Here is an 18875-nt window from a genome sequence, read left to right on the forward strand (position 1 = left end):
TGGCACGTCAGCTTCGACAGGGAGAACGATCGGCGATGAGGCTGTTTATAATATTATGTTTTTTGAATTTGGCATAAAAGATATCATCGACATAGTGCTGGTAGCGCTGATGCTCTACTATCTCTATCGTGTGATGAAGGAATCAAGGTCACTGAATGTCTTTGTCGGCATTATGGTGTTCGTTGTCATCTGGCTGATAGTGAGTCAGGTATTGGAGATGCGTCTCTTGGGCAGCATCATGGATAAGCTCGTGTCTGTGGGAGTCATCGGATTGATTGTGCTCTTCCAAGAGGAGATACGACATTTCCTCTACAACCTGGGGGCACACCAACGGGTGAAGAGTATGCTGATGTTCTTTCTCGGCGACAGGAAGAAAGAGAATGTTGACCGAGAGGCCATCCTACCCATCGTCATGGCCTGCATGAGCATGGGGCGCGGCAAGGTGGGCGCACTGATTGTCATGGAACGAGGTGTCAGCCTGCAAGACATATCTGAAACGGGCGACATCATAGACGCCCGAATCGATCAGCGCCTCATCGAGAACATATTTTTCAAGAACTCACCGCTTCACGACGGAGCTATGGTCATCGCCAAGAAACGAATCAAGGCCGCAGGGTGCATCCTTCCCGTGAGCCACAACCAGAATATACCCAAGGAACTTGGTCTCCGCCACCGCGCCGCTATGGGAATATCGCAGGATTCCGATGCCGTCGCCATTGTAGTGTCAGAGGAGACGGGCCGTATTTCGGTAGCCATCAAGGGAGAGTTTCAGTTGCGCCTCACGGCAGAGCAGCTTGAGAGTATTCTCACCGCTGAAATGGCACAATAGCAGCAAGTAAACTCTCTTGACAGAATACCCTTCTGCGTTATCTTATATACACATCTGGTAATCAACACTTTATAACACAGGATACGAAAGCTGACCTTTTGCAGTGTCAAAGGTCAGCTTTCGCATTGCAAAAGCTGACCTTTTGATTGCTCGTTGTTAAAATATCCCAAACTGATCATCAGACTCTACTTTCACGTTTTGATGATGGCAGTAGGGCTTACTGACTGATTCCATTCGCTTGTCGGCAACTTCTCTGTCGTTCTCCCATGCCGTAGCCCGCTATGCATTCGCAAGAACGACAAACAAACTGCTTGGCAATCAAATGAAAAATGAGACCAAGCCAACAGGTGAAATCAGTTGAGCATGAGGTTCATCTCCAATCCTTCGTCAGCAAGAATGAAGTCAGCCAATTCGCTGATGGTCAGCGCCTCCGTCTCAGGAAGCGGTTGGTTGGTGTGCTTAACGACACCGTTTGCCACTTGGAAATACATATTATTCTTTGGGATGTCAGAATCATTATATACCCTGAAGTTCCTCGTCACTTCAGGATGGCGGGCGGCATAGAGTGCGAAGGCTTTCTCGGCACTGATCACCCTTATCATGGCAGGAATGTTTTCACGTGCAGCCTGCTCCGAAAGTTCTTCTGGTGTGGCCAGTTTGCGGTCCTCCATGACGATGTCAAAGCCATCCTCATCGTGCAGAACCACACAAGGCTTGCTCCTCTGCCATTGGTCGAACTGGTCGAACGACATGCCATCGATGCCCGCTGGCGGAGGTGTGCAGACGATGTTGCGTGTATATCCACACCGCTCATACCACCCGTAAAGCCACTCCTCGGCGGGAATCAGCATGGCAAACACCGCCTCCTGATGGTAAAGTCTGAAGTGAGCCTGAGACAACAGGTTGTTACCGATGTCTTGGCGGCGGTATTCCTCACGCACACTCACACCACTGATATAATGACACGGGACGATTGTATCGTGGAATTTCAACTGATAGGGAAGCGTCTGCAAGGCAGCCACAATCTCATTATTGAGATGGCACACCACATTATACTCTGGTCGGAACACACGGGTGAAGTAAAGTTGGATAAACTCCTCGCGGTCGTTGAACGTGTCGCGCCATAGATCAATCGTAGCCTGCGTGACGGTCTCCATTCCCTCAAACTGGGCCAGCGGACGCTTCTCAATGACAGTGTATTTCTCTAAAATCAGATCAGGCTTGTAGGACAGTTTGGCATAGCGAAGCCCTTCGATACCAAGGTCTTCCTCCCTGTTAATGAACATATATTGTTCCGGCAGATGGCGAACGAATTCCTGATTGATGATTGAGAATGCCCCATCGTAGCTGGAATCTGCCTTCTCGACACAGACATCGAAGGTGTTTTGGTTAATCGGCGCTCCATAGGTGAATGCGACGAGACTGCCATCTACCCAGATTGTGCCGCCCACGACATCAAGGTCGTCCCAGAAATCGAACACACGGGCCATGGAACGCAGTTCGTTGGTAAACTCGTTCTCACCGTCCTCCTCGTTTTTAGACACCACCCGCCATTGCTTCTGAAGCTCAAGGCAAGCCGGAATCATCTCTTTCGCCAGCGGACGGTACTCGTAGTTGGGAAACAGCTTTCGGAATTTGTTGCAATGGTTGCGCTTTGACTGCAACTTCTTGCCCGGAAGATTCGCAAGTTTCTCCCTGTCGTAGATGTAGTCGGCATAGTCACGGTCAGGTTTGAAATGGTAAGTGTCGGGGAAAGCCGACTCCAGAATTTCAGTCATCTTGCCACAGACACCAAGCATCAGAAACGGATGCCCTGACGCCGTTGAGTCGGCGTGCATCTTTCTCACAACGTTTGCAAAGCCCTTCTGCTTTTCGGCAGACCAATCGCCCGTCCAAAGCGGCGCCATGTAAGACAGATGGTTGCCCGTGTAGAACCTGAAAACCAAGAAGTCATCGACAATTGCGAACTCGGTATTATATAAAAACCTCCACGAAATGATGTTCACAAAGCTCAAGTCGCAGTTCTGCCGCTCCCCAAAGAGCGTGTAGCTTTGTATCAGTTGGCGGTCGGTTATTTTAATATCTTGAAATCTAATCATTTGAAAATGCTTTTTGTAATTCATACAAAAATACTTCTTTTTTTTGAGATAGCCAATAACTTTCTATTAATAAGGTGTAAAAAAGTAAGGGTAAGTTTGGCGTTATAGTGCTAATTTGCTATCTTTGCATCGCAAAATGGACATTTAACAACAAAACTTTCAAATATAACTATGAATTTATTAGAGCAGATTGTTGCACGCGCCAAGGCGAACAAGCAACGTATCGTACTTCCTGAAGCTGAGGAAGAAAGAACTCTGAAAGCCGCTGACAAAGTATTAGCCGACGACATTGCAGAACTGATTCTCATTGGAAATCCAGACAACATCAAGAAACTTGCAGCTGAATGGGGACTGAAAAACATCGAAAAGGCTACCATTGTCGATCCGATGAACAATCCGAGAAGCGAGGAATATGCTGAAAAACTCGCCGAGCTACGCAAGAAGAAGGGCATGACCGTAGATCAGGCCCGTGAATTGGTAACCAAAAACAACCTTTATCTGGGTTGTATGATTATAAAAACAGAAGGTGCCGACGGTCAGATTTCAGGTGCTCTCTCAACCACTGGCGATACCTTGCGCCCTGCTTTGCAGATTATCAAGTGCGCACCGGGCATCTCTTGCGTCAGCGGAGCCATGCTGGTGCTTACCCACGAACAGCAATACGGCGAGAACGGTATCGTTGTGATGGGCGATGTAGCCGTCACACCAAATCCGACAGCTGAGCAACTCGCACAGATTGCCTTCACCACGGCAGAGACAGCCAAGAGCGTTGCAGGCTTCAAAGACCCGCACGTTGCCATGTTAAGTTTCTCAACAAAGGGCTCAGCAAAGGATGCGAAGGACAAGGAGACAGGCAAGAGTGTCTATATCATTGACAAGGTGGTTGAGGCAACAAAGCTCGCTAAAGAGAAGTTCCCCGAACTGAAGGTGGACGGTGAGCTTCAGGCAGACGCAGCTCTCGATCCAGCTACGGCAGCTAAGAAAGCACCAGGCTCTGACATAGCTGGCAAGGCAAATGTACTGGTCGTTCCTAACCTTGAGGTGGGCAACATCGGCTACAAACTCATCCAGCGCCTTGGTGGCGCAACCGCTATCGGCCCAATCCTTCAGGGTATTGCACGTCCGGTGAACGACCTTTCACGTGGCTGTTCTATCGACGACATCTACTATATGGTAGCTATCACCGCTTGTCAGGCACAAGACGCGAAGAAAGCGTAAGTATTGTTGCATAACGATGGTGTACGGAAGGGACATCAATTTCAAATAGATTGCTGACACAACCGACACCACGATTATGGACTATGGTCACAAAACAGAACAAAATTGAAAAGACATGAAGATATTAGTATTAAACTGCGGTAGTAGTTCCATCAAATACAAGTTGTATGACATGGCCGATGAGTCAGTGTTGGCTCAGGGTGGCGTTGAGCGTATCGGACTCGACGAGGCTTTCATCAAGGTGAAACTCAACAATGGCGAGAAGAAACAAATCATGGCCGACCTCCCAACCCATAAGGAAGGAGTGGCTTTGGTCTTTAAGGTATTGCTGGATTCGGAGATAGGAGCCATAAAGAGCTTGGACGAAATCGATGCAGTGGGCCATCGCATTGTGCAGGGTGGCGACCTCTTCGAGAAGAGTTGCATCGTGACAAAAGAGGTGGAAAAGGGCATAGAAAGCCTTATCGACCTCGCACCGGTTCATAACGCCGGACACTTGCGTGGCTTGCGTGCCGTTGATGCTTTAATGCCCAACACCCCACAGGTAACGGTCTTCGACAATGCTTTCCACAGCACCATGCCAAACTATGCGTATTTGTACGCCGTGCCTTATGAAATGTACGAGAAATATCACGTGCGTCGCTACGGTTTTCACGGAACCAGCCACCGCTATGTTTCTCAACGCGCTTGCGAAATTCTCGGTGTGGATTACAAAAGTCAGAAAATCATCACTTGCCACATCGGCAATGGTGCTTCCATGGCTGCCATCAAAGACGGCAAGGTCATTGACACCTCCATGGGTCTGACTCCTTTGGCCGGCCTGATGATGGGTTCTCGCTCTGGCGACATTGATGCTTCAGCCGTAACTTACATGATGGAGAAGCTCGGAAAGACACCGCAGGAAATGGCAGACTACCTGAATAAAGAGAGTGGTGTGCTCGGTATCACCGGCATCAGTTCTGACATGCGTGAGATTGAGGCTGCCGAAGCCGCAGGCAACGAACGTGCCATCTTGGCTCTGAAGATGTACAACTATCGCATCAAGAAATACATTGGTGCTTATGCGGCTGCCATGGGTGGCGTGGATGTGATTGTTTGGACGGCAGGTGTGGGCGAGAATCAAATCACTCTGCGCACCGATGCCGTGGAAGGTCTTGACTTCTTGGGCATCAAGATGGATGTTGAGAAGAACAACTGCCGTGGTGTGGAAAAGGTGATTTCAGCCGACGACTCCAAGGTGAAAGTGCTTCTTGTTCCGACCGACGAAGAAATCGTCATTGCTCGCGACACTCAGGAGCTTGTAATGGCTGCCAAGAAATAAGCCAAAAGGTTATTGCATACATCAATAAGGTTGGCAAGTACGATTACGATGGTAATCCGCTTGCCAACCTTTTTTATATTTCATCCGTTACTTTCTCCCACAAGTCACTGATAATTGAATCGGGTTTATAGAAATCGTTTTTGTACTCTTATTCGTCTATTCCAAATTGGTCATTTCCCCAGCTATCTGTCACAGTAAAGGTCTCTGCAACCGCTTATAAGACAAGACATTATTTATTCGCAGGTAAAAGGTAAGCTTTCGTCGTACCATAGGTAAGCTTTCGCTCATCAAAAGCTCACCTATTAGAAGAAGATAGCTGAATTAAAACAGAAGAGAGCTTGGAGAGGCTCTATAAAAGGTAAATGTCTCAAAAAAGGAATTCACACAGAGTACACCGCCAGCTGATCCTTTCAACCAATAGTCCATCATCCATTATTGATGTGGTGGGCTATCATACTCAAAACCATTCTATTGATTTGCCCTAACTAAGGCTTGCTCTCGCCCTCTACATACTCCTCAAGGAAGATGTGTTCGCCGTCGAACACCACATAAGTGAACTGCCATATCCAGTCGCCCAGAATGAAAAGACGTGCCTTGCGCGAAAGCGTCAGATCGAGTTCGATATGGCGATGACCATAGATATAGTAATCCACATCGGCATGTGTCTTCATGTAATCCTTGGTGAACCTCACCAAATACTCTTTCTCTTCACCCAGATAGGGCACCTCTTTTCCATCGGCTCGCTTCAGTCTGCTTTTCTTTGCCCAATTGAGTCCTAACTGCATGCCCCACCAAGGATGGAAGAAGTTGAGCAGTCGTTGACAAAAACGATTGTGGAAAATGCTGCGCAAGAAACGATATTTAGGGTCGGGGTCGCCCAATCCGTCGCCATGAGCAAGGAAAAACACTTTGTCGTAGATTTCCGTGGTGATGGGTCGGCGATGAAGTATGACGCCACACTCTTCTTCCAAATACCCATAGGTCCAGATGTCATGGTTTCCGATGAAGTAGTGAACCTCAACACCCATGTCAGTCAGTTCGGATATCTTTCCCAAAAAGCGTGTGAATCCCTTCGGGACAACATACCTGTACTCGTTCCAAAAGTCGAACATATCGCCCATGAGATAGATGGCGGCAGCCTTGTTCTTAATGCTGTCGAGGAAACGTACGAGCCTTCGTTCCTGTGTTCGCTTGTGCTCAATGGCAAGTGAGCCGAGATGCGCGTCCGAAAGAAAATATATATTCTTCATAATTTGAATAAGAAATCACTCATTGGTTGGTTTGTTCAAGTCAATTTTGCATTGGAAACGTTCTGTAAACCAATAGCACAGAACAGGCAGGGAACACCCGACGGGGCAAGCTTCCCTCATCAATCGAATCCCAATTCAACGCGGGCCTCCTCAGACATCATACTCTGATCCCAGACGGGGTCGAAGACAAGATTTATGTTAGAAGAGGTGACGCCTGCAACGCTCTCTACTTTCGTCCTGACATCCTCGAAGATGAAGTCGGCTGCAGGACAGGAGGGCGATGTAAATGTCATGTCCATATCCAATCTTCCATCGTCTTGTACTTCAATCTTGTAAATCATTCCAAGATCATAGATGTTCACGGGGATTTCCGGGTCATAGACGGTTTTCAACACTTCTACTATATCCTCTGTTATCTTTGTTCGTTCTTCTTGTGTCATAATTTTATTCTTTTTGTTTTTGCTTTGCCGGCAACAAACGAGGCTTCTAACCGTTTATCAGTTCCAACGCCTGTCACCGACATTAAGATATCCGGGCATTGATTAGCGGAGCCATTGTTCTGGATTCAACTTGGCAGTCTCTTTACGGAGTTGGAAATGGAGAACGCCGCCCGAATCGACAGTGCCCAATGTCTGGCCGGTTCCAACGGTCTGCCCCTTTCTCACGCTGACGCTTCCCATGTTGAAATAAGATGAGATGTAAACTCCGTGACGCACCATGACGGCAGTGGTCCCTCCTCCAGAGAAAATGGCGCTGACCTCGCCTTTGAACACGCTCCTGACGGGACTGCCTGCTGAGCCCTTGATGTTGATGCCACTACTGTTCAACTTCACGTGCGACAAGCCATTGACATTGTAATTACCGTAATGCGTAATAATCCTGCCTGACATAGGCATGGGAAGCCGGCCACGGTTGTTCGCAAAGCTACCCGTCATGGCGCGATCAGCCGACGACATGAGTGTAGTACTTTCCGCACTGGCCTTGGCTGCTGCGGCTTGTTCTCGTGCGGCACGTTCTCTGTCTGCAACGGCCTTGCGCTCAGCTGCCTGACGGTTCACTTCAGCCTCGCGTAACTCTTGGTCGGCACGAGCTTTGGCTGCCGCAGCCTGTGCGCTGATGCGGGCTTCCTCACGACGAGCTCTTTCTTCACGTTCCTGTGCCTTGCGCAACTCTCTTTCTTTCTTGGCCGATGCCTCTGCCGCAGCCTGCTGACGAGCTCTCTCGGTGGCCTGACGAGCTGCCTCTGCTTTGGCAGCGGCCTCCCTTCGAGCCCGTTCAGCCGCCTCAGCCTTTGCCTTTGCCACAGCTCTGGCTTTTTCCTCACGGGCCTTTGCCTCGGCTATTCTTCGTGCATTCTCACGGGCGGCAGCCTCTGCGGCAGCTTTCTTGCGAGCCATGTCTGCAGCACGCTGCTTGGCGGCAGCCGCACGGGCAGCGGCCTTTGCCTTGGCTTCGGCAATAGCACGCTGACGGACTTTTTCCATCTCAATAGCCACCAAGCGGTCCACCTGTGCCGTGATAGCCTGCTGTTTCTTCTGTCGGTCAGCAATAACCCCTTGCAACACCTTTTGGTCGTTCTGCAATGACTGAACCACATTCTGCTGTTCAATCTTCTTGTTCTCCATCTGAATGTGAGTCTGCCGATCCTTGTAAAGAAGATTGCTCTTGGTTCCTCGAACCTGACGCAGTTGGTTGTGTTTCTGATCTACCTGCAACTGTTTTGCCTTCAATAGTTCTCCTTGAGCACGCTGATATGCCGCATATTCACGGACAAAGCGAAGTCGCCGGTACATTTGTGTCAGACTTTTTGCCGAGAAGATGAACATCAGCTTGTCTTGAATGCCACGGTGGCGGGCCATGTAACGCATGGAACGGATGAAGCGCGCCCTCCTTTCATCAAGCTGTGTCTCCAGCGAGTTGAGCTGTCCCTTGAGAATTCCGATGTTTCCGTCAAGATGTTTGATATCTGAAGCTATGGTGTCAATCGTTTTCTGATGCTGTCCTATCTCCGTGTCGAGCGTAATGATTTTCTGCAGTCTCTCAGCGACGTCTTTCTCTTTCTGCTTTAGTTTCTGCTCATTTTCTGTTATTTCCTTCTGAATCTGCTGGTTTTGTCGCTGCAAGCCCTTGATTTCCTCTGTCGTAACATACTTCTGCGACTTGGAAGAGCCTTTCCCTCTCTTGCGAGATACTTTCTGATTGGTCTTTCTCTGTGGCTGTTGAGTTATACGCGTCTTCTGCTGTGCAGTTTTAGACTTCTGCCGAGTTGCCTGTGGTTTTTGGTGTGTGGTTTGCGGTTTCCGCTGTGTCTTTTGCTTCTGGGCATGCGGAGACAACAGGCAAGTAGTCAATAAAAGTGATATGAATATGATTCGTTTCATCCTACAGTTTCGTTAATTTCTCAAGAATTTCATCTACTCCTACCTTCTGGTATCGGCTTGAAGGTGTGGTGAAACTCTCCCAATCTGCGTTGTCGCTCAATCCGTTAAGTTCAAAGACAGCCTTGATGGTTCTTTGTTGCTTGGTTGCCTGTGTTTGGATGGTCACTTCATGATAGACCGGGAATTTCTTAGCACCGAAGTTCTGGAAGTTTCCATAGTTCCATTTCAAGGTTGAGACTCCATGATTCGCACTCGTATATTTGGCTTCAGCCATGTTGATGAGCCCTGATACCGATTCTGCCAGCCACTTGTAGGCCATCTTCCCATCCAGCAATGTTACTGGTACATTGTTTGCTTGGACGGCAGCGAGGTCAACAGAAAACATCGACAGCTGACTTTCTCCAACCCGTTGCTGACCAGGGATGAAGAGTTGGTTCCAAAACAATGCCTGAAGCGAATAGAAATTGATGCCATTGTCTTTCAGGAAAGCCACGTCGTTATAGCTTGCTTTCACGTATTGCTTGTGCATTCGGTCTATGAAGAGCACGTAGTCTTTCGTAAATTCAATACGCCCGACTTCGCTTCGTATGAGCGGAATCAGAAGTTGAATGCGGATAACCTCATCCCTTCTCATGTGCAAGATGCCTGGAACGGAGATATTCCTTGAACCAGTGTTGAGCGTGAATGACAAATCGGACACGAGATTCTTCTGATAAAGAGACTGGTCGGAAACTTTCTGAACAAACTGCAACTTCTGTTTCTGCACTGAACTTTGGGTTGGAGCAGTTGTCTGTTTCACGGTGGTGGACTGTTTCACTATTGCCTTATTAGTTCCGCAACTGGCAAACACCAGCGTTGCTGCAACGATTATCCCTATATTTTTTATCTTCATTTGACTATGTATTTCTTTTGTTCAATCTTTCTTTTCAAGATGGCGCTGTTGTTGCCATTCTCCGATGCCTGTTTCCAGTACTCAAGCGCCTTTTCGGGCTCCCCAGCATTGAAGTAAATATCGCCAGCATGCTCTATAACCACTCCACTGGGCGCCTTGTCATTCTTGATTGTCTGGTCGATATAGATTTTTGCCTCCTGATAACGTTCCTGCTGGAACAGAATCCATGCGTAGGTATCAAGGTAAGTCGCATTGTTTGGTTCAGCCTTGATGGTCTTGTAACTCATCTGTTCGGCCTTGCTGAGGTCTTTTCTTTTTTCACTCAGGTAATATGCATAGTTGTTTAGTGCAGCAAAGTTGTCAGGCTTCCACTGCAAGCAACTGTCGTATGACTCGAAAGCCTCTTTATCCAGTCCCTTCTCGTGAAGAATGTCTCCCATAACGGCATAGAAATCGGAAACGATGTCGGGATTACTGTCAGGCTTAATCTGACTCACCCCTTTGCGGAAGGTCGTCAAAGCCCCGTCATTGTCATGCTTCATGTATTGCGCGAAGCCCTGATAGTAATAGAAAGCCATCTCTTCTGGATTGTATTCTTGCGCTGGGCGGCAAACATCAATGACCTTATCGTATTCCTTGTCTTCCCAAATGTTCTGCAGAAGCGCCAGTCGGGCACGGATATTATCTGGTTCTATCTCTATTGCCTGCTCATAAACCATGTTGATTTCGTTCTTTGGATAACCTTGAAGAGTCAGATAAGCCGCCTTCATCAACACTATATCAGCATCTTCCTGAGGTGAGGCCAGAACTTTATCGAACAATTTAAGAACTTCCAAACTGTCCTTGCCACTCTCATTTTGGTTGTCCATGATGACTTGTCGGAGCAAAGCCATCTTGGTTTCTTTCTCGGTCTTTTTGGATTGGAGAATATTTTCTGTCAGCTGGTCGACCATTTTCAAGTCTCTGGCATCACGATAGTAATCCAACAACGACAGTTGGGCGTATGGATTGTCAGGCTCTTCCTTCAAAACAGCCTTGTATTCCTGCAAAGCCCGTTTCTTTTTACCATTCTGAAACAGCCAGTTTCCCAACATTACCTTATAACTGAGTTCGAGTGGATGCTCGGCGACGAGGGCCATCAACACAGCCTCCTCCTTCTTCTTATCGCCCATCTGATCATAGATTTGCATCTTAGAGAGCGATAGGTGCTCATTGCTGCCTACGAGTAGCTCCAGTCTGTCGAGCACTTCGATCATTTTTTTGTAATCGTTCTGTGAGCCGTAGAGTTGAAATAGAATTTGAAGAATGTCCTCCCGTGCCTTGTTAGTTGCGTAAAGGCGCTCGTAAGCATCAAGAGCATTCGTGTAATCACTCTGAGTGATGTAGAATTGGCCCATCTTCTCAAGGTAAGTGGAGTTCTCCGGGTCGAGTGCGGCCGCCTTTTCGTAGTTGATACGCGCCTGCTCGTTGTTCTTCATATAAACATAGTAGCCCGCCAGCTTATAATAGACTTCCGGTGCGTCAGGATTGATGTCCTTGGCATGGTTCAACAAGTCGAATGCGGCAGCCATATTTCCCATCTCCTGCTGCCGGATGGCCTCAAGGAAGAAATAGTTGTAGCGCATCAGCGCATCCTTCGGGATGGCATTTGCAGTCAAGGCAAACACGAAGAGCATTGTTGCCACGACTCCTTGTCTCAGGTATTTTCTATGAGAATTTTCCAATCAATATTCCTCCGTTGTTAAAATCAACTGCAGACAATTATCATTATCTGGCAGAAAAATTGCCTTGCTGACTGAAATGAACCAGTGCCAGCTTATTAATAGCAAGCTGCCCCAGCGACTTACTTCACACCAGTATGACCGTAACCACCTGCGCCTCTTTCCGTCTCATCGAGGACTTCCACCTCTTCGAACTGCGCCTGCTCGTGTCGCGCTATCACCATCTGTGCAATGCGTTCGCCAGCGTTGATGACAAACTCCTCATTCGAGAAGTTAATCAGCAGCACCATGATTTCCCCACGGTAATCTGCATCCACGGTACCCGGCGTATTAAGCACCGTTATGCCGTGCTTCAGAGCCAAGCCGCTCCGAGGGCGCACCTGCGCCTCATAGCATTCGGGCAATGCGATGTGTAATCCTGTTGGCACCAGGCGGCGTTCCATAGGCTTCAATGTGACTGGACTGTCGATATTGGCACGGAGATCCATGCCGGCACTCTGGGCCGTTGCATAAGTTGGCAAAGGTTGCTTGCCTTTATTTACTACTTTTATCTGAACCATAGTTATTCAATAATGTGCAAAAATAATCAATTCTAACCACATATTTGAATTTTCACACTTAAAAAAGGCCCAATTTAGCCAATTTTAATTACTTTTGCGTAAGATATTTTTGAATTGGCGAGCACGCGAGCATGCAAGATTGTAAGAAAAAATCACAGAGTATTGCAGAAAGCTTGCTACCCAATGACAAACTTATCAACAAGTAAACTTGTAAACCTCTCAACTTAGAATGATGTACTGGCAAAAGCTTATCTCCAACAAACGACTCGGGCAGGAAGACCGACATGCCTTGAGACACGACGATAGATCAGAGTTCAAGCGCGACAGCGACCGATTAATCTACTCTGCACCTTTCAGAAGATTGCAGAACAAGACACAAGTATTTCCACTGCCGGGAAGCGTTTTTGTCCACAACCGTCTGACTCACTCGCTTGAAGTTGCCTCCTTGGGCAAATCCTTGGGCGACGATGTGGCAAGAAAACTCACTCAGAAGCACCCTGATTTGAGGGGAACGCTCTTCGAGGAAATAGGTACCATAGTCCAGACGGCTTGCTATGCCCATGACATGGGCAACCCACCGTTCGGGCATAGTGGTGAGAAGGCTATTCAGGCTTTTTTCACCGAAGGGCCGGGGGCAAACATTAAGTCAGAAGTAAGCCCACGTTTCTGGGATGACATCACCCACTTCGAGGGCAATGCGAATGCTTTCCGCCTGCTGACCCACAGATTCCTTGGGCGACGGGATGGCGGTTTTGTCATGACCTACTCCACCTTGGCCAGCATAGTGAAGTATCCTTTCTCTTCATCACTCGCTGGAAAGCATGGCAAATTCGGATTCTTTGAAACCGAGGAGAGTAACTATCGCAAGATAGCCGATGAGCTGGGCATTATCTGCAAGCAATCATCCGATTCAGGAATCGCCTTCGCCCGCCATCCATTGGTTTATCTTATGGAGGCCGCCGATGACATCTGCTATGAGATTATGGACATAGAAGACTCGCACAAGTTGAGACTTCTGTCGTTCGACGAGACGGCAGAACTGCTCTTGGGATTCTTCGACGAAGCGACCAAGCAGAGCATCCGACAACGCACCGAGGATGAGGGCGTGACCGACAGAAACGAGCAAGTGGTTTATTTCCGGGCCTGTGCAGTAGGATTACTGGAGAGTTTGTGCGTCGATGTATTCGTGGAAAACGAGGAAGCCATCCTCAACGGCACATTTGAAGGTTCGCTGATAGACCACATTCCCGAACTTCAGAGAAAGAATTACAAACACTGTTCAAAGGTGTCTGTTGAGAAAATATACAGTAGCAAGACCGTCCTTGACGTGGAACTGTCGGGCTACAAGATTATGGAAACCCTGATGGGGGCACTCATCGACGCAGCCATCGCTCCAGAGAAATTCCACAGCAAACAGTTGATACGCAGATTTTCGAGTCAGTACGACATCCAAAACAAGAACCTTGAGGACCGCGTGATGGCCGTAATTGACTATATCAGCGGCATGACCGACGTCTATGCGCTAGACATCTATCAGAAAATCAACGGCATAAGTCTGCCCATCATCTAACCAGACCAGCCATTTCACAGCTCCCGCTTTCTGAAAGTCTGGCAATAAACGACAAAACAACGAAAAGATGGAAAACCAATATCAAAAAACATTCCCCGACCTGATGGCTGGCAAGAAGCTCATCTACGTTCATGGATTCATGTCTGCCGGCTCTACCCACACCGCGCAAATTCTGAGAGACTACATGCCTAAGGCCACCGTCATAGCTCCCGACCTGCCCATCCACCCCGAAGAGGCGATGCAACTGCTCCGCCAACTACAAGCCGACGAACGGCCCGACCTGATTATAGGAACATCCATGGGTGGTATGTACACCGAAATGCTCTACGGGACAGACAGAATCTGTGTGAATCCGGCATTTCAAATGGGCTCAACCATCACTGAGAACAACATGATGGGCAAGCAGGTTTATCAGAACCCACGCCAAGACGGAATACAGGAGGTCATCGTTACCAAAGCCTTGCAAAAAGAATACAAGGATATGACGGAACAATGCTTCAGCCATATCACGGCCGAGGAGCAGAAAAGGGTATATGGGCTCTTCGGCGACAACGATCCGATAGTCCACACATTTGACCTGTTCAACAAGCACTATCCTAATGCCATCCGTTTCCATGGCGAGCACAGGCTTGTTGAAAAGGTGATATTCCATTACCTGATACCGGCCATCCGCTGGATCGACGACAAGCAAGAGGGTCGCGAGCGCAAGACGATTCTCATCGACTGGAGTGCGCTGCCAGACTCATACGGCAAGCCGAAATCGAGCCTTCACAAGGCCTACGAGTATCTTCTCGACCACTACAAGGTCTATTTTGTGGCACCAGCTCCAACGAACGATCATCCTTTCCTGTCTGATGTTCAAACATGGATAGAGGAGACGTTCAGCGCACCGGCATGGAATCATGTCATTTTCACCAACCAACCCCAAATTCTTTATGGCGACTACCTTGTTTCGACCGATGAAACGGACGATTTTATGGGTACATCGCTCACTCTTGGCAGTGATGAGTTCAAGACTTGGGAAGAGATAATTGTATATTTTGAGAGATTGGGCGGACAATAAAAACAATAAAACAACCATCAAAACATCCCGCATTGCCCCCACGGGCTGTCCTCCCTGTGGAGGTTTGGGGCAAGGGTTCCATTATGACTACATCTGAAGAGCTCTTCCATCGCATATCGGAAATTCTATCAGGGGCTGACAATCGGCCTGACATACAAAATCGACTGATGCACGAAACCCTTGTGCTGGCTTGTCATGAAGGGCTTAAAAGCACACGTCACGGATTCGGGAACCTTTCTTCTCAGGTCGATTCGCTTTGTCGCCGACATCACGTCAGTCCACAAGATACGGTAGCCATCCATCTGATGCGCCGACACAGCAATTCCTTCGCCCCCATCTTGCCCAACGACCTCGCCTACGACTGTAGGGCTTTGGCCGTCTTTATCGCAGCTGTTTTCGACACTTCCATTCCTTCTTTTCTCGCTGGGAGAATACCAGCGACTGGACGACGCACGTCGAACATTCAGATAGCCAACTACCGATACATCCGTTGCACCGTAAGATCATGGAACAACGACACCATCAAGGTAGGCGTACTCAACCAAGACTGCAGCGAGGAGGAACTAACTGTGGATTACACGGCGACTCCCGACTATATCGACCTCACCTATCTGCGCCCTATTCTGCGTGAAGGGATGCAACTCAATCTGCTCGACTGCAACGTTTCCCGTAAACGAATTGTGCCTAAAATAATTGTCGTCGAACCAGATTATCTCCTCGACATCTCCTCTATTGCTAACTGCTTCGAGGACTATGGACACCATCCTCTCCTTTACACAGTGAACCGTCTGCAGGCTCGCCCAAACAACCGACACACCATTCTCGGAAATTTTGCCGGAGCAGCCCTCGACGATATCATCAACCACGAGAACTACGACATTGGCAACACTTTCAAGTCGAACTTCCGCGACCATGCACTCGACTTTGCTACCTGCGGTGACTTCAATGCCATGGAATTCAAACAGGAATCTGAATCGCAAGTCAAAAACATTCGGGAGATTGCCGAAGAGATTTTCAAGACTCACAATAAACACAAAGCCATACTGGAACCCTCGTTCGTATGCGAGCAACTGGGCATCCAAGGACGTGTCGATTTGATGACGACCGACCTTCAGCTGCTGGTGGAACAAAAATCGGGTAAGAACTTCTATCTCACCAGCAAGCGACCCAACAAGCACGGATCGCTTCACATCGAGAAACACTACGTGCAGGTGCTGCTTTATTTTGGCATCCTCCAGTATAACTTCAACCGCAGCGGGAAGAACACAAACATTCATCTGCTCTATTCCAAATACCCACTTCCAGACGGACTTTTAGAAGTCGAGCCTCTACAGAAACTGATGATGGAGGCACTAAAATTCCGCAATCAGGTGGTGGCGACGGAATTTTGGCTGGCCGACAATGATTTCGCACGCATCATACCACAGCTCACTCCGGCAACGCTCCGACAGGTGCAAGGCAACGACCGCTTTTTCAACCAGTACATTCTTCCACGGCTCACCGACACGCTCGCACCACTCCACCATCTCTCGCCACTTGAGAGCGCATACTTCTGCCGGATGATGCGCTTCGTTATCAAAGAGCAGATAATTGCCAAGGTGGGCTATCAGGAGGGAACGGGCAGCTGCAACGCCGACTTGTGGAACATGCCGCTATCAGAGAAGATGGAGACGGGAAACATCTACACTGGGCTGACCATCAAGGAGAAGAGACGCAGCAGTGCTTTCAGCGGCTACGACACCATAACGCTCGATGTACCTGAACAAAGCGACAACTTTCTGCCCAATTTCCGACAGGGCGACATGATTTACCTCTATGCCTACAAGCGAGGAGAAATGCCAGATGTGCGCAAGAGCATACTCTTCAGGGGTGCTATAGAGGCCATCCATAACAACAATCTGACTATCCATCTGAACGACGGCCAACAAAACGACGACATCATCAGTGGCGACTTTTTCGCTATCGAACACAGCAGCAGCGATATCGGCAGCTCTGCGGCAATCCATGGATTGCACACCTTCATCACTGCCGACGACGATCGCAAGCAACTACTGCTCGGACAACGCGCCCCTCGCTACGACACAATTCTGCAACTCAGCCGGAGTTATCATCCCACCTACGACGATATTATTCTGAAAGTAAAACAAGCACAAGATTATTTTCTGTTGATTGGACCTCCAGGGACTGGCAAGACTTCAATGGCGCTGCAGTTTCTTGTGAGAGAATATGCCTCTTCCTCCGCCCTCCTTCTCCTTTCCTACACCAACCGTGCCGTGGATGAAATCTGTGGAATGTTGTCCGACAACGGATTCGACTACATACGGTTAGGCAACGAATACAGTTGCGATGCCCGTTTCAAAAGTCATCTGCTGTCGCATGTCATAGATGAGAATCCCACACTGCGCGGCATCACCCAGACGCTCACCGACGCACGCATCATTGTGAGCACCACCGCTGCACTTTCCGCCCGTCCGTTCATCTTCAACATCAAACACTTCGATGTTGCCATCATCGACGAAGCAAGTCAGATTCTCGAACCAAACATTATTGGAATTCTATCAGCAAAAAATCCTCCATCGCTTCAGACCTCCTTCGGGCAATTAAACCACGACCTCACGAAATCAGCCCCCTCATCGGCCCTACCGACTCATACACCGCTATCTCAGAGCGAAACCGAACTTACGCAGTCGGCTCCCGGTGCCACCACCATAACATCTTCGCATCTTCACACAATACCCCCCGTGCAGCCATTCCATAGCGAAAATGCAGCTCCTTCTCCGGAGGAGAGAGCAGGAAGAGAGGCAATCGGGAAGTTCATCCTAATCGGCGACTACAAGCAACTTCCGGCGGTCGTTCAACAAGATTCAGACGAGTCATCAACCAGCGATCCACTTCTGTCAGCCATCCATCTGGACAACTGTGCCAACTCGCTCTTCGAGCGTCTCATCCGCACTGAACGTGCGGCAGGACGCACACAATTTATCGGCACACTGCGCAAACAGGGGCGCATGCATCCCGACATAGCGGAGTTCCCCAACAAGACCTTCTACCGACGTGAGCAACTGGAATGCGTGCCACTGATGCATCAAACCGAGACCAAACTGCCTTACAACGTTGCCAGCGAGGATGCGACCGACGACTTTCTGAAAGTTCACCGCATGGTTTTCATTCCGTCAAAAGCCTGCCGACAGCCTAACATCTCGGAGAAGGTGAACACAGAGGAGGCCCGCATTGTCGCCGACATCATCCGTCGGTTGCACCGTCAGATGGGCGACACGTTCGATCCCCAAAAATCGATTGGAGTTATCGTGCCCTACCGCAATCAAATAGCCATGATTCGCAAGGAACTCGAAAAACTGAACATCCCAGAATTGGAGGCCATCAGCATCGACACCGTGGAACGCTATCAAGGCAGCCAGCGCGATGTCATTGTCTATTCATTCACCATTCAGAGTCATTATCAGCTGGAGTTTCTCACTGCCAACACATTTGTTGAAGACGGGAAAGCCATCGACAGGAAACTCAATGTTGCCATTACACGCGCCCGAAAGCAACTCATCCTCACTGGCAACGAGGCAACGCTCCGCCAAAACAAGCTCTTCGGCGAAATGTTGGACTATATAGACGGGAAAGGCGGAAGATTGATTTTCTCTGATAAATAGACCGTTAGCGACGACAGACATCGGATCATCAAACAGTATTGCCAATGCCTGACAATCAGCATGTCTTATACGGATTTAGCTTGTCACAATTCTGACTATAAAAAAAGTAAGAAATTATGACAAAACGTAAAACCCCACGCGAATTTTCGAATTCGTTCAAGCTGCAAGTGTTAATCGATTATTATTCTAGCGGTTCTTCTCAAGCGTCCATATTGCGTAAGTGGAATGTGTCTAGTGGTTCAATGTTCCAATGGCTGAAACGTTGGCCCATTGATTCAAAATCGTTATCTTTGCCCTCGGAAGTAATCC

At 48.6% G+C, this 18875-nt stretch carries 13 protein-coding genes and 1 pseudogene; 7 read left to right on the forward strand and 7 right to left on the reverse strand.

Annotation, left to right across the window (positions count from 1 at the left end; all coding sequences use genetic code 11):
* The first annotated feature begins 55 nt into the window (after window positions 1–55).
* Window positions 56–829: a diadenylate cyclase CdaA gene (gene cdaA, locus H515_RS0106430; protein WP_025876726.1), complete on the forward strand. Its 774-nt coding sequence runs from the start codon at window positions 56–58 to the stop codon at window positions 827–829.
* Between the two features lie 353 nt (window positions 830–1182).
* Here cdaA and H515_RS0106435 read toward each other — a convergent pair whose 3' ends face one another.
* On the reverse strand, window positions 1183–2928 hold the full coding sequence (locus tag H515_RS0106435; RefSeq protein WP_028901737.1) for a GNAT family N-acetyltransferase: 1746 nt from the start codon (window positions 2926–2928) through the stop codon (window positions 1183–1185).
* Window positions 2929–3099: 171 nt separating this feature from the next.
* Between H515_RS0106435 and pta the strand changes: the two genes are divergently transcribed.
* Together pta and H515_RS0106445 are read left to right on the forward strand one after the other, a co-directional pair.
* Entirely contained in the window at window positions 3100–4146 is a 1047-nt protein-coding gene (gene pta / locus H515_RS0106440) for a phosphate acetyltransferase (RefSeq protein WP_028901738.1), read from the forward strand.
* Between the two features lie 115 nt (window positions 4147–4261).
* Window positions 4262–5467, forward strand: a complete 1206-nt coding sequence (locus H515_RS0106445) for an acetate/propionate family kinase (RefSeq protein ID WP_028901739.1) — start codon at window positions 4262–4264, stop codon at window positions 5465–5467.
* A gap of 485 nt (window positions 5468–5952) precedes the next feature.
* Here H515_RS0106445 and H515_RS0106450 read toward each other — a convergent pair whose 3' ends face one another.
* The 6 genes from H515_RS0106450 to dut all read right to left on the reverse strand — a co-directional run bounded on the left by H515_RS0106450 (window position 5953) and on the right by dut (window position 12271).
* Entirely contained in the window at window positions 5953–6717 is a 765-nt protein-coding gene (locus tag H515_RS0106450; protein ID WP_025876722.1) for a UDP-2,3-diacylglucosamine diphosphatase, read from the reverse strand.
* 119 nt (window positions 6718–6836) lie between these two features.
* The gene (locus H515_RS0106455; RefSeq protein ID WP_025876720.1) at window positions 6837–7157 is read right to left on the reverse strand and encodes a metal-sulfur cluster assembly factor; all 321 of its coding nucleotides are present in this window, start codon (window positions 7155–7157) and stop codon (window positions 6837–6839) included.
* 102 nt (window positions 7158–7259) lie between these two features.
* On the reverse strand, window positions 7260–9098 hold the full coding sequence (locus H515_RS0106460) for a murein hydrolase activator EnvC family protein (protein ID WP_025876719.1): 1839 nt from the start codon (window positions 9096–9098) through the stop codon (window positions 7260–7262).
* A gap of 1 nt (window position 9099) precedes the next feature.
* On the reverse strand, window positions 9100–9990 hold the full coding sequence (locus H515_RS0106465) for a lipoprotein insertase outer membrane protein LolB1 (protein WP_028901740.1): 891 nt from the start codon (window positions 9988–9990) through the stop codon (window positions 9100–9102).
* Window positions 9987–11666: a tetratricopeptide repeat protein gene (locus H515_RS0106470; RefSeq protein WP_051274699.1), complete on the reverse strand. Its 1680-nt coding sequence runs from the start codon at window positions 11664–11666 to the stop codon at window positions 9987–9989. The genes H515_RS0106465 and H515_RS0106470 overlap by 4 nt, the downstream gene beginning before the upstream one ends.
* Window positions 11667–11833: 167 nt before the next feature.
* Window positions 11834–12271 (reverse strand): dUTP diphosphatase, encoded by a 438-nt coding sequence (gene dut, locus H515_RS0106475; RefSeq protein ID WP_025876717.1) that lies wholly within the window; start codon window positions 12269–12271, stop codon window positions 11834–11836.
* 232 nt (window positions 12272–12503) lie between these two features.
* Between dut and dgt the strand changes: the two genes are divergently transcribed.
* The 4 genes and pseudogenes from dgt to H515_RS14945 form a co-directional block, all read left to right on the forward strand.
* Window positions 12504–13841 (forward strand): dGTP triphosphohydrolase, encoded by a 1338-nt coding sequence (dgt, locus tag H515_RS0106480; RefSeq protein WP_025876716.1) that lies wholly within the window; start codon window positions 12504–12506, stop codon window positions 13839–13841.
* Window positions 13842–13908: 67 nt separating this feature from the next.
* Window positions 13909–14904, forward strand: coding sequence for a YqiA/YcfP family alpha/beta fold hydrolase (locus tag H515_RS0106485; protein WP_028901742.1), 996 nt, complete (start codon window positions 13909–13911; stop codon window positions 14902–14904).
* Between the two features lie 83 nt (window positions 14905–14987).
* Window positions 14988–18566 carry a DEAD/DEAH box helicase gene (locus H515_RS13115; RefSeq protein ID WP_025876714.1) on the forward strand — a complete coding sequence of 1193 codons (3579 nt, stop codon included), beginning with the start codon at window positions 14988–14990 and terminating at the stop codon, window positions 18564–18566.
* Between the two features lie 116 nt (window positions 18567–18682).
* Window positions 18683–18875, forward strand: a pseudogene (locus H515_RS14945) (hypothetical protein); the annotation flags it as partial.

Origin of the sequence: Prevotella corporis DSM 18810 = JCM 8529 (assembly GCF_000430525.1) — a bacterium.
Classification (GTDB): domain Bacteria; phylum Bacteroidota; class Bacteroidia; order Bacteroidales; family Bacteroidaceae; genus Prevotella; species Prevotella corporis.